Origin of the sequence: Clostridium sp. CS001, assembly GCF_020443565.1 — a bacterium.
Classification (GTDB): domain Bacteria; phylum Bacillota; class Clostridia; order Clostridiales; family Clostridiaceae; genus Clostridium_AD.
Genome location: NZ_JAIZZN010000029.1, coordinates 39,424 through 52,253, shown reverse-complemented (window position 1 = coordinate 52,253; position 12,830 = coordinate 39,424). Strand labels below are relative to the sequence as shown.

The window sequence follows — 12,830 nt, the reverse complement described above, 5'->3', positions numbered from 1 at the left end:
CGTCTTGCCTTTATGTTTACCCGAACTACTTTCAACTAGATTTAAACCTGCAAGCTTTTGAATTTGGCTTGGATGTGTAAATCTTTTTATATCACCAACTTCAGCAATGAATCCTGCAGCAGTCATTATTCCTACGCCTTTTATAGATACCATCTCTTTAACCCCAGGCACTTGAAAAGCTAATTCCTCTATTTCTATCTCTAATTGTTCATTTTGTTTTAGATATAGTCTGTACTGTTCTAAATTAGCCTTGAGCTCATTTTTAGCCATTCTAAGGCCTTCTTTAATTCCAATAGAAACTTTTGCTGCATTTATAAGCCTCACAGCCCTTTGATTGCCTACGGCACGTTTTACTCCTTTTTTCCAAATCCTAGTTATCTCTTGAACACCTGTTGATAAAACTTCTTCTGGTGTAGAGAACTCAGTTAATGAAATTAAGGCAGCTTTCCCTTCCCAGTCAGCAAAAACATCGTTAAATTCGGGAAAGTATTTGTCTAACCAATGATCTACTTTATTTTTAATTATATTTAAATTTTTAGTAAGACTTTCTCTCATACCCATTGCTATTCTTAACTCGCTATATATCCCTTCCGGAATGTAGGGCTGAGAATATCGGCCATCAATAACAAGCTTTGCAATTGTTTTTGGATCTTTAAGATCATTTTTTGTCTGAGAGTTATCGTCTAATTCTTTGCTTCTTTTAACATGAAATGGGTTAACTAGAACAAGTTTAATCCCGAGTTCCTTTAAAAAATTCCCCAATGTAAACCAGTAATGACCTGTAGGCTCTAACCCAACAATTATGTTATCTTTTTTATTTTCTTTAGCTACTAATTTTAACCACTCATGAAATGTTTTAAAGCCATCCGCTGTATTTTCAAACGATTTAACCTTACTAAGTTCTATACCTCTGTAATCAAACGCTCTTGCATACTGAAATTGCTTTGCGATATCAATTCCTATCACTAAGGTATTTTCTGTTATTGACATAATCTTTTCATTCTGTGTATAATTCATTTGAGTACCTCCACTGATAATTATAAATTAGGGATAAAAGTTGCAACTGTTATACCCTGTATTTTATCAGTAGGTGCTCTTTTTTTCAAAGTTCATTTTAATTCATAACAGGAATGCTCCTAATTGTAATCTCCATACTATACTAAACTAAGGCATTTCAATTGTTCTATAATTATAAAAAACAAATCTATCCCTTAGTATTTCCTTTTATTACTGCTTATATAATACCATTTTATTTATTAATAGTGAACTTCAAAACAAAAAAAGGAGCTTTAGCTCCTATTTCAAAATATAAATATCTACGTTTCTTGCTCCCCAATTCCACATTTCATCGCTGGAATGGAAATATAAATCTATCTTATCACCCTTAATTGCCCCACCTACATCCTCTGCAATTGCATATCCATATCCATCTACCCAAAGCTTACTACCTAGTGGAATAATCCTAGGATCTACAGCTATAGTACTATAGCCATCAGAATTTCTCTTTGCTCTTGCTCCAGTAGACGTTATACCTAAGTAAGGATCATCGGGACCTTTACCAGTACAATTATAATCAGCAGTATATGCTGTTGCCCGAACCCTAAGTTTCTTTGTATAACGAACCTCGCCTCCACGGGATGGCGAGTACACACCAATAGTACCCAAGGCAATTACTTCTTTAACTGGGTTTGACTTAAGACTTTCACTAACTAAACTTCTAGACACTTCCTTGCCATTTTCATATACAACAGATGAGGTAATAACTTTCTGACCCACCTGTCCCTTTTGAATGACCTTTTTCACACCTTTATCTAGCTGCGAACTGTTCTTAAATTCGGTTGTATAGTCAATCGCTTTAACTTCTCGAAGAATCTCAGTGTTTACTCTTGTTATTTGTACTTGTAACCCTGATTTTAGCGATTGATACTTTAATGGGGTAATCTTGTCTTCATTATTTAATACAATACTTTCCGCTCTTAGCATATCTTCTACTGTATTTTCAGCACTCTTAATATTTAATTCTTTCCCATCAACCATTACCTTAACATCTACAGCTTTTTTGATATATATTTTGTCTCCGTGTTTTACTTTACTGTCCAAACTAACTGTTATTTGGTCTTTTGCCCCTAATGCTATATTATTTGTTTTTAGTATTTGAGTAATATTACTTCGAAAAGTTGTAATCTCAATAGATTTACCATCAACAACAACAGATATAGCTTTCTTAGTGTTAAATATAGTCATTGTAATGCATACTAGTATTAGCACTACTACAAAAGCTGTCCTGGGCGCATTTGAAAAATAGTTCTTCAAATTATTTTTCATATTTTTCATCATAAAGATTTCCTCCCTTAGACAAGAGTACTTGGGTATTGTACCTTAAAACAATTAATATGTCAAATTTTGAACCCATTACTCTTAGTTTTGACTGATAATGCATGGCTCTGCATACAATTATAATATCAAATTATAATTTCAAAATGATCTATCAAACCCAGTCTTTCAAGGGCAAATGGCAAAATTGATAATTACCATTTAAATTATATGTTTATTATTTAATTTTAATTACCAGAATAATTTTTCAAAATATATCCATAAGGCACTTGGTAGCTATTCTGCTTTATTATTTAACTTTTAACAATTGCTTTATGTTAAAAACAGTTGAACTTTCAACTTCAGCTATTGTGCTGCCTTTAACTTCTGATATCTTTTCTATTATGTACTTAATGTAATCCGATTGATTTCTTTTCCCTCTATGTGGCGTAGGTGCCATGTAGGGACAATCTGTTTCCACTAATATTCTGTCCATTGGAACAATCTGCGCGACCTCTATTATTTTTTTTGCATTTTTAAAAGTTATAACGCCAGTAAACCCTATATAATAGCCAAGTTTTAAACACTCCTTAGCAAATTCAATGCTTCCCGAGAAGCAGTGAACAACTCCTATAACCTCTGGAAATTCCTTTAGGATATCTAATGTATCTTTATGAGCATCTCTATCGTGGATAACCACTGGCATTTTAAGTTCCTTTGCTAAATTCATTTGAAGCCTAAAAACTTCCTTTTGAATTTCTCTAGAAGGGTTCTCTTCATAATAATAGTCTAGACCTATTTCCCCTATGGCCCTGACCTTTGGATTTCTTGCTAAATTCCTTAACTCCTCAATAACCTTATCATTAACCATATCAGCATGCTCTGGGTGTATTCCTACTGCTGAATATATAAAATCGTACTTATTTGATAATTCCACTGACATACGCGCTCCCTCAATGGATGCACCACAGTTTAGGACTCCTATCACACCTTTATCCTTTAACCCTTTTATTACTTCTTCCCTATCTTCATTAAAAGCCTCATCATCATAATGTGCATGTGAATCAAATATCATAATAAATCCTGCCTTAAACTCTTAATCTTAAAAGCTTAATTGCAGTTTCCACCACCCTTCTACGTAAAATGAATTAAAATCAATATGCTAGTCTATTTATTTTTATTTGCCTAAAGCGAACCTAGTATTGGAGATAATATCCCCATAATCGCACCAAGCAATGCACCTAGCCAAGTTATAGCCTTTAATTCCTTACTAGCAATCCCTAATATGATATCCTCTGTAAAGGCTACATCAAATTCATTAATTTTATCCTCAACTATTTTAGCTACGCCTAACACTTCAATTACGTCAGCGGCCTTATTTTCTATAAATTTATTATATATATCTTTAACTACATTAGAAATAGACTTAGATACTTTATCTCCCTCTTCATTAAATATTGATTTCATCTCTGTTTGTAAGCCTCTATTAATCATCGCATTCACTATTTCTGTAACTTTTATTTTGATATCACTGCTTACTGCCATTGTATCTATCTTGCTCTTTATAAGTTTTTCCATTGCACTCTTATAATCTATACCAACTTTCTCTAACATATCATCAATGGATATATAATTATCAAACATACCCTCAATCTTATTAAATATGCTTCTAATAAGCTTTTCATCTATAACTTTTTCTGTTAATAAATTAATTAAGGCCCTTATTCCATCTGTATCTCCTTCTTTAGGAAATTCAGAAATAACACTAGCTATTGAGTTATTCAATAGTTTGTCTATCATATCATTAATAATTAAAGCAATATCCTCATGATTCTTCTCTTCATCTAAGAATTCATCTATACCAGTTGCAACCTTTTCATAAGTACTTTCTGCATTCATAAACATTGCTATCATAGGACTTAATTTAGTACTTATTGTTTCCTTTACAATTTGTCTAAGCTTTTGTTTGTTTTTTTCTTCTTTCATGGTGCGCTTTATTTCCATGGCAATATTATGTCTTTTATCATGAATATATACTTTTAAATCATTCGTTATTTCTTTAGGTATGATTTCTCCAAACTTCTTATCTGAACCCCTTAACTGATCTATCTTTTCTTTTAAAATACTTTGAATTTCTTGGCAGAAGCTTTCTGAATCCTTATATGTAATGACACCATTTATAATCTTATTTTTTATTGATTTATATAATTCACTTTGATAAATCACTTCTGGCTTAGCATTTAGTTCGCCTATTATCTGCGCACTTGCATATTTAGCAATGCTTTGCTTAACATCTTCTTCATTTATATACTCTATAAGCAACTTAGAAAGGTTATCATTAGTTTTTTGAATAAAGCTAGGATATTCATCCCCTAATAAGTTCTTTATCTCTTTTCCCACTGTGGCTTCACTAATATTTATAGCGACCACTTTACTTTGCACCCAAGAATCCAATTGTTGATTCATATCCTCACTACACAAAGACTTTATGATTGTTTCCTTTGTCAAAAGGTGCGTCCCTATAGTTTCCCCTACACTTTTTGCAATTCTAGTCTTCTCCTTTGGTATAAGTCCTGGAGTAAACGGAACTTTAAACTTACCAATTCTAACTTCTTTATGTGGTTTAAATAACATCTTTATGGCAAGCCAATTGGTTATATACCCGATAACAGCTCCAACTAAGGAACCTATAATAAATTTCATAACATTTCCTCCTTATGATTCTACATTGTAGTTATAACAATTAATTATAAATCTATCCTTATTAAATTTCAATAGCTGCATAATTTTAAGTGTTTTAAGCAAGAGAAAAGCATGAGAACTATTTTACTAGTATCTCATGCTTTTAAAATTGTATTTATCTAACCACAGACCCAGTAGGTAATTCTCCCGGTATTGACACTGCAAACAGCTTGCTATCATCCTCTGTAGCTGCTGCAATTATCATCCCTTGGGATAGTTCCCCTCTTAAAGTTACGGGCTTTAAGTTGGCTACAAGCACTACATATTTCCCAACTAACTCTTCTGGTTTATAATGCATAGCTATTCCTGAAACCACCTGTCTTATTTCTCCTCCTAAATCTACTTTTAATTTGAGAAGTTTTTTAGATTTTTTCATTGGCTCACATTCTAACACCTTAACTACCCTCATATCTATCTTTTCAAAATCTTCTATGGTGATTTCTTCTTTTAATGGCTCCATTGTAGGCTTTTGTGATGCCTTTCTTTGCTCTTCAACAAGTTTATCAAGTTCTTCTATTTTAGCTTCTACATCTATTCTTGGGAACATTACTTCACCTTTATTAATCTTTGTCCCTGCAATAGTTCCATCAAAGGAAGCTAAGCTTTCCCATGTACCAGCGGATACATTTAGCTGTTCATTTATTTTTCCGCTTGTGGTTGGTAAAAATGCTGATATTAAAACTGATGTCATTCTCAAGGATTCCACTAAGTTGTATAGTACTGTGCCTAGTCTTCCCTTTTGGCTTTCATCTTTTCCAAGTATCCAAGGCGTAGTTTCATCTATATATTTGTTAGTTCTTCTTATAAGTGCCCAAATATGATCTAATGCCTCCGGAAGTTTTAAGTTTTCTAGTGATTTTTCTACCTTGACTGGCACTGCAAGTGCAAGTTCTATAAGTTCATTATCCACATCTGCTACATCTTTAGGTGCTGGAATAATTCCATCAAAATACTTTTCTATCATCGTTACTGTTCTTGATAATAAATTTCCTAAATCATTAGCCAAATCCGAATTTGTTTTCTTTATAAATATTTCACTAGTAAATATTCCATCAGAACCAAATGGTATTTCATGAAGGAGGAAGTATCTTACTGCATCTACTCCAAAATGATTAACTAACACAACAGGATCTACTACATTACCCCTAGATTTAGCCATTCTTACTCCTCCATCAACAAGAAGCCAGCCATGACCAAATACTTGTTTCGGAAGAGGTAGATCTAAGGCCATTAACATAATTGGCCAATATATTGTATGGAATCTTAATATATCTTTACCTATTAAATGAACATCTGCTGGCCAGTATTTTTCGTAGAGGGATGTATCTTCTCCATTATATCCAAGAGCTGTTATATAGTTCGATAATGCATCTACCCATACATATATAACGTGGCCAGGGTCAAATTCTACTGGTATTCCCCAGTTAAAGGTTGTTCTTGAAACACATAAATCTTGAAGACCTGGTCTTAAAAAGTTATTTAACATTTCATTTTTTCTTGACTCTGGTTGAATAAACTCCGGATGGGTTTCAATGTATTCTATAAGCCTATCAGCATATTTTGACATCTTGAAGAAATACGCTTCTTCCTTTGCCTTCTCTACAGGTCTTCCACAGTCAGGGCATTTCCCATCTACTGCCTGAGTTCCCGTCCAGAAAGATTCACAAGGAGTACAGTACCACCCTTCATATGCGCCTTTGTAAATGTCACCTTGATCATATAACTGCTTAAATAGCTTTTGAACAGCTTTTTTATGGTAATCGTCTGTAGTTCTTATAAACTTGTCATAGCTTATATCCATGAGCTTCCAAAGATCTTGAATGCCTGCTACTATCTCATCTACATACTCCTTTGGAGTAACTCCTTTTTCCTCTGCTATTCCTTGAAGCTTTTGACCATGCTCATCTGTTCCTGTTAAGAACATTACATCATAACCTGTAAGCCTCTTAAATCTAGCAATTGCATCTGCTGCTACTGTTGTATAGGTATTTCCAATGTGTAGGTTCGCTGATGGGTAATAAATGGGTGTAGTAATATAATAAGTTTTTTTAGTCATAGTTTTCTCCTACCTCTCATATTTAAATTTCATAATTTCTTAATATAATAAAAAAAGCCTCTAAACAGAATAATATCCTGCTTAGAGACGTATTAACGCGTTACCACTCTAATTTATTTTTATATTACTATAAAAACCTCCATAGGTGACAATCATCACCTGTCAATATAACGGTTGCTCCCGTATTATCCTAATAATTGATCCTTAAAGTCTAATTTAAAAAACAAACTTTAAAATTCTTTACTTAGACAATCTGCTCAAAGACCATGTTCATAAGCTTATCTGTTACTGATTTTCAGCTACCTCAGCTCTCTTTTAACATTTACACTTATTACTCTTCTCATCATTGCATTTATTTTATAATAATTGTATTGCAAATAAATCACTATGTCAATATTTTTATCCTAAAACCCTAAGATTATACTTATATTATGCTTATTTTTTAGGATTCTATCTTTCTAAGCATCTTTGCTCCTTTTGTACCAAGAAGATAATATAGTACACCATCTAAAGTAGAATATACCGCTACTATGAATGCAAATGCAGACCACTTATTAAGTTTGAATTTGAATATCATAAATACTGTAATACCAGCTATGACTATGCAAGTAAACATACTAATCATACCATTAAGATTCTGCTTAACCGCCTTTTGCTCTGTATCCCAAAGAAGTTTTGGAGAATTTAAGTCAATAAATATTCCTATAAAGGATGTGAATAATATCCCTATAACACCAACTATAATCATCAATAGAATTAAATCTAATGGAATCTTAAGTACTGCAACTCCAATTATACTTATCATAGCCATACCAACCATTCCAAGTGTTACTGCCGACAACACCTTTGCCATAAGTTGCTTCTTATATTTCATTGGTATGTATTTTAGTATAAATAAGTTCTTACCTTCCCTTGATATTGAGGTGCTTGAAATTAAGTTACTAGAAGATGCAAAAACTACGAAGGAAAAGAAAATTCCTATTGCTATTCCTGCAGCTTTACCATCACTTAAAAACTTAGATATTTCTCCAATTTGTCCCGGACCACCTTTTTGTGAAAAAAATGGTATTAGTATAAATATAGGCCACAAAAAATTTATGAGTACACAATTCATAAAATAAATTGGTGTCCTAAACAAAATCCTTAATTCTTTTAATAAATATCCCCTTAAGGAAGAACTTTGTATTGTGCTCCTTGTTAGCTGGTTACTACTAAGAACTTTTCTCTTTGATGTTGTTTCAGATACCCCCATAACGCCTTTAAAATATAATGCTTCGCCTAATACTATAAATATAATTAAGGCAGCTACTGTTATCACAACAAATAAGATTAAATTAATGAATCCCTTCATATTTGCTGAATTAATTAAGCTACTTACAGCTATCCTTGTACTAGGAAATATATTTGTTACCAAGGTAACTAAAGAGTTGTTTCCCTCTGCAAACATTTTAGTAATTTGTGACTGATCTATATTTTGCGTAAACTTCTGAATATATATATTTATTCCTATACCAGAAAACATAGCCATAATCCCACCTATTAATCTAAACCTATCCTTATTTTTCGCAATATTAGTAAATCTCATTATAATCATATTAATTATAGATGCAATTACTAGTGGAACTATAGGTAGTAATAAAAAGATTATAACTCCGTAAGCATAATACAATATTCCTGCACTACTTTTTATTCCATAGGCCATTAACGTTGGTAGAAAAAATATAAGCTCAGTGAGATATTCATAAATTAATACTACAGCAAACTTAGCACCCATGATATGCCAAGGCTTGAATGGCAGTGGTAATAGATTCTCTACATCCATTGAGAAGTAAAATATGCCCATAGCATAGAATATTCCAAAGAAGAAAATAGTAACACTTACAATAGATAATCCAAATGCTAATATAACTGCTTCTTGCCCCACGAAATGTAATCCGTCATAGGCTACAGATAAGAATTTACCAAATTCTATTGCTATAGGTGTAAATGCTAGTACTAAAAGGAGCCCTAATAATATCCCTTTTATCTGTTTTTTATTCTTCTTCCTACTAAAAGATCCTGTGCCTGCTTTTAGTAGCACCTTAGTTAACGCTATGAATTTACTCATTGTCGGTCATCTCCAAGAAGATTTTTTCAAGGGACCCACTGTCTTTAAAATGCTCTCTTAACTCAGTTAAGGTTCCACAAAACAATATCTTACCCTTGTTTATTACAGCAACTCTATCGCATAGTTTTTCAGCTACTTCTAGAACATGAGTTGAGAAAAATACACTTTTAGAACTATTGGCATGCTCCCTCATCATTTCTTTCAAAACATATGAAGATTTAGGGTCAAGGCCTGTCATTGGTTCATCTAAAATCCAAACTTCTGGTTCATGAACAAGTGCGCCCATAATAATTATTTTTTGCCTCATACCATGAGAATAGCTTTGAATTTGATCAGTTAGCGCATTACTCATTTCAAATCTATTTGCTAATACTTCAATCCTTTCTTTTCTAAGTTTACTTGGAACGTCATAAATATCTGCCATAAAATTCAAGTATTCAATACCCTTAAGTCTCAAAAACATATCCGGATTATCTGGTACAAAGCCAAATTGCTTTTTAGCTGCAAGTGCATTCTCTTCTATGTCAATCCCACTAATTGTAACCTTTCCACTATCAGGGCTTAGTATCCCAGTAACCATTTTTATAGTAGTGGTTTTGCCCGCTCCATTTGGTCCCAAGAATCCAAATATTTCACCATCTCTTATAGTTAGGCTTATGTTATCTACCGCCTTATTCTTACCATTATAACTCTTATTTACATTAGTAATTTCAATCACAATCTACACCCCCGTATTCTTTTGCGATACATAACAATAAATAATTGTTATGATCCTTATTTCAACCTACATATTTGTAATTTCTTTAAGAAACTAGCATATATACATAATTATATTATCATACCTTTTGTTTTCTTACAATATATGTTATAACTATTGCACTGTACTAGTCCTATTATGGAAACAGGAGACTTTCCTCCTGAAACTTCGTCAAATCATCATCTGCGATGCTGCAATATTAACAACTTTGAAAGCAGATTTAGACTACCACCAAAATAACCTTTCAGGGCTAGACAACTGCCACTTATAGAAGATGGCAGACTTGAAGCTTCCAAAATGTTGTTAAAAGAAAAACTTAGCTAAATTAACCGCCATTATAATTGCTGTAATATCTGCTAATATAGCTGCAACTAGTGTGTGTCTAATTTTTTTCACATTTACCGCCCCGAAATATACTGTTAGGGTATAAAAGATTGTTTCAGTTGATCCCATTATTATAGATGATACTCGTCCTATGTAACTGTCTGCTCCATATTGTTTTATGATATCAGTAAATATACCTAGAGCTCCACTCCCTGAAAGAGGCTTAATTAAAACTAAGGGAACAACTTCAGGTGGAAGTCCTATAAATTTTACAACTGGTTTTACTAAAGAAATAAAAAAGTCTAAAGCTCCAGATGCTCTAAATACATTAACCGCTATAACCATAGCCAAAAGATATGGAAATATCCTAAGGCAAATGCCTATTCCATCCTTTGCCCCTTCAACAAAACACTCATATACCTTTACCTTTTTAATAACTCCATATATTACTACTAGTCCAATAATTATTGGAATTATACCCTTTAAAATATACGACACTAAATTACCTATAAGCACCTTTTTCACCTACCCATATAAATTTAAATATAAATAATTGTATATCACATCATTAGAAGTATCGTTCTAGAACTTTGCAATAGACTGTGCCTAGTGCTGCAGCAGTTCCTGTAGCAATTATGGCTGGCAGTATAATAATCGCTGGATTTTGTGAATTATATGCAGCTCTTATAGATATCACTGTTGTAGGTAAAAATTGAATACAGGCAGCATTTAAAACTAAAAATAATGCCATGTCATTACTAGCTACATCCTTTTCGATATTAGATTTTTGCATCTCTTCCATTGCTTTTATACCAAATGGCGTTGCTGCATTGGAAAGTCCCATCATGTTTGCTGTTAAATTCATTGTAATACTAGACATTGCCTTCTTGTCTCTCCCAGCTTCTTTAAAGATAACTTTTAAAATTGGTCTAAGTACAGCTGCCAACTTATCCGTTAGTCCGCTTTTTTCTGCAATCTTCATTACCCCACACCAAAGACACATCATTCCAACTAAGCCCATTACAAGTTCCACAGCACTAGTTGTTGATAAGACAACTGCCTTTGATAAAATTTCTCCTTTTCCAGTAACAATTCCAATTATTATTCCCAATGATAAAATTAAAAACCAAATGATATTTATCATATACTTTCCTCCTAGACTTTCAGCTTAATTATCGGTGTTTCATTAATGTATATGTATAAATCTCAGTATACTTGCATGTATTAACATTTTATTCATCCCAAATACTATAAAAAAAACATTTTTTGTGTTATTCTTTTGTTGTTGAATATACATTCAATACTAAAAAAAGGAGTTATCATATGGCTAGTAATATATATCTAATAAGTCCTCGTGTAGTTACACTTTTTTATTATTTTATTATCTATTCCTTTATGGGATGGTGCATCGAAACGGTATACGCTACAATCAACAAAAGAGAATTCGTTAATAGGGGTTTCCTCCATGGTCCCTTTTGCCCTATTTATGGCTTTGGTACATTGTCAATAATCGTTTTGCTAAAGTCTATTGAATCCAATTATGTTTTTCTCTTTTTAGGCTCAGTATTATTAACCTCCACTATTGAATATGTAACAGGCCTTATCCTAGAAAACTTATTTAATAGTACTTGGTGGGATTACAGTGATAAGCCCTATAATCTTCACGGAAGAATCTGCTTATCCTTTTCTATAATATGGGGTTTTATTTCCATATTTATTTTAAAAATAGTTCATCCCTATGTTGTTTATACCGTAAATTTAATACCAACAAGACCAAGTATTATAATTCTTTGTGCCATTTTCATGTACCTTTTTATTGATTTTACAGTGACAGTAATAACTGTGTTAAAATTGAGAACCTTATTAACACAGATAAACAATGTACATTTAGAATTAACTGATAAACTCTCAGGGTTTAAATTTAACATTGCTAACTATCGTGATATATCTGAATTAAGGGTCAAATTAGATCAATTAATAGAAGGCGCTGAAATGAAAGTTACTAAGAAAAAATCTGATGTTGAGCATATTGTAAAAGAATTAAAGATTAAGTATGACTTATTGATTATTAAAAGATCCCCTAATTACTTAAGACTTATAAATGCCTTTCCTTCTTTAAAATTTAAAGGTTTAGATTCTATTTTAAAAGATGTTAAAACTAAGGTTCATAATGCTAAGAAAAAATAACTTCATAAACTTTTAAAAATAAAATTCCGTCCTAACTTGAAATTTGCCATTACTAGTGTTAGGATTTAGATACCTAAAAAAATAACCTAAGATAGAGGAGACTAAAAAATGAAAGATGATAACCTAAAACTAGCACAAAAGGGAATTGATGATGCTCTAGATACCATAGAGGCCTTAGAGAAAACCATACAAGGAATTCCAGTTTCTAACGACATACTAAAAGAGAGTTTTTATATTCTTTCTAAGAAAGTTGACGAAATTGAAGATATATTGAAAAGCGAAGGTATATTATAGTTTTTCCTATGCAACTATATAAAAACCATGAAAGGACTACTACTGTTAGT

At 32.3% G+C, this 12,830-nt stretch carries 11 protein-coding genes and 1 other annotated feature; of the genes, 2 read left to right on the top strand and 9 right to left on the bottom strand.

Annotation, left to right across the window (positions count from 1 at the left end; translation table 11 throughout):
• From LGK97_RS16165 to LGK97_RS16125, 9 genes are all read right to left on the bottom strand, one after another.
• Positions 1–1,017: IS110 family transposase (locus LGK97_RS16165; protein WP_226260782.1), on the bottom strand; the 1,017-nt coding region annotated here is incomplete at its 3' end.
• Positions 1,018–1,296: 279 nt separating this feature from the next.
• Complete coding sequence (locus LGK97_RS16160) at positions 1,297–2,337, bottom strand: 3D domain-containing protein (protein WP_226260781.1); 1,041 nt, start codon at positions 2,335–2,337, stop codon at positions 1,297–1,299.
• 286 nt (positions 2,338–2,623) lie between these two features.
• Positions 2,624–3,388, bottom strand: coding sequence for a TatD family hydrolase (locus LGK97_RS16155; RefSeq protein ID WP_226260780.1), 765 nt, complete (start codon positions 3,386–3,388; stop codon positions 2,624–2,626).
• Positions 3,389–3,498: 110 nt separating this feature from the next.
• Positions 3,499–5,016, bottom strand: coding sequence for a DUF445 family protein (locus LGK97_RS16150; protein WP_226260779.1), 1,518 nt, complete (start codon positions 5,014–5,016; stop codon positions 3,499–3,501).
• Positions 5,017–5,170: 154 nt separating this feature from the next.
• Positions 5,171–7,111 (bottom strand): methionine--tRNA ligase, encoded by a 1,941-nt coding sequence (metG, locus tag LGK97_RS16145; protein ID WP_226260778.1) that lies wholly within the window; start codon positions 7,109–7,111, stop codon positions 5,171–5,173.
• A gap of 80 nt (positions 7,112–7,191) precedes the next feature.
• Positions 7,192–7,467: a binding site (T-box leader), on the bottom strand.
• A gap of 86 nt (positions 7,468–7,553) precedes the next feature.
• Positions 7,554–9,218 (bottom strand): putative ABC transporter permease subunit, encoded by a 1,665-nt coding sequence (locus tag LGK97_RS16140; protein WP_226260777.1) that lies wholly within the window; start codon positions 9,216–9,218, stop codon positions 7,554–7,556.
• Positions 9,211–9,936 carry an ABC transporter ATP-binding protein gene (locus LGK97_RS16135; protein ID WP_226260776.1) on the bottom strand — a complete coding sequence of 242 codons (726 nt, stop codon included), beginning with the start codon at positions 9,934–9,936 and terminating at the stop codon, positions 9,211–9,213. Before LGK97_RS16135 ends, LGK97_RS16140 begins: the two co-directional genes overlap by 8 nt.
• A 342-nt stretch (positions 9,937–10,278) precedes the next feature.
• Positions 10,279–10,809 (bottom strand): spore maturation protein, encoded by a 531-nt coding sequence (locus tag LGK97_RS16130; protein ID WP_226260785.1) that lies wholly within the window; start codon positions 10,807–10,809, stop codon positions 10,279–10,281.
• A 58-nt stretch (positions 10,810–10,867) separates the two neighbouring features.
• Positions 10,868–11,443 carry a nucleoside recognition domain-containing protein gene (locus tag LGK97_RS16125; RefSeq protein WP_226260775.1) on the bottom strand — a complete coding sequence of 192 codons (576 nt, stop codon included), beginning with the start codon at positions 11,441–11,443 and terminating at the stop codon, positions 10,868–10,870.
• Positions 11,444–11,622: 179 nt separating this feature from the next.
• Here LGK97_RS16125 and LGK97_RS16120 point away from each other — a divergent pair, with 179 nt between their 5' ends.
• Both LGK97_RS16120 and LGK97_RS16115 read left to right on the top strand, forming a co-directional pair.
• Complete coding sequence (locus tag LGK97_RS16120; protein WP_226260774.1) at positions 11,623–12,486, top strand: putative ABC transporter permease; 864 nt, start codon at positions 11,623–11,625, stop codon at positions 12,484–12,486.
• A gap of 108 nt (positions 12,487–12,594) precedes the next feature.
• Positions 12,595–12,780 carry a hypothetical protein gene (locus LGK97_RS16115; protein ID WP_226260773.1) on the top strand — a complete coding sequence of 62 codons (186 nt, stop codon included), beginning with the start codon at positions 12,595–12,597 and terminating at the stop codon, positions 12,778–12,780.
• The last annotated feature ends 50 nt before the right edge of the window (positions 12,781–12,830 follow it).

Excerpts from the sequence above, each read along its gene's own strand:
- LGK97_RS16160 (WP_226260781.1), bottom strand. The coding sequence starts at position 2,337 with ATGATGAAAAATATGAAAAATAATTTGAAGAACTATTTTTCAAATGCG.
- LGK97_RS16155 (WP_226260780.1), bottom strand. The coding sequence starts at position 3,388 with ATGATATTTGATTCACATGCACATTATGATGATGAGGCTTTTAATGAA.
- LGK97_RS16150 (WP_226260779.1), bottom strand. The coding sequence starts at position 5,016 with ATGAAATTTATTATAGGTTCCTTAGTTGGAGCTGTTATCGGGTATATA.
- metG (WP_226260778.1), bottom strand. The coding sequence starts at position 7,111 with ATGACTAAAAAAACTTATTATATTACTACACCCATTTATTACCCATCA.
- LGK97_RS16140 (WP_226260777.1), bottom strand. The coding sequence starts at position 9,218 with ATGAGTAAATTCATAGCGTTAACTAAGGTGCTACTAAAAGCAGGCACA.
- LGK97_RS16125 (WP_226260775.1), bottom strand. The coding sequence starts at position 11,443 with ATGATAAATATCATTTGGTTTTTAATTTTATCATTGGGAATAATAATT.
- LGK97_RS16120 (WP_226260774.1), top strand. The coding sequence starts at position 11,623 with ATGGCTAGTAATATATATCTAATAAGTCCTCGTGTAGTTACACTTTTT.
- LGK97_RS16115 (WP_226260773.1), top strand. The coding sequence starts at position 12,595 with ATGAAAGATGATAACCTAAAACTAGCACAAAAGGGAATTGATGATGCT.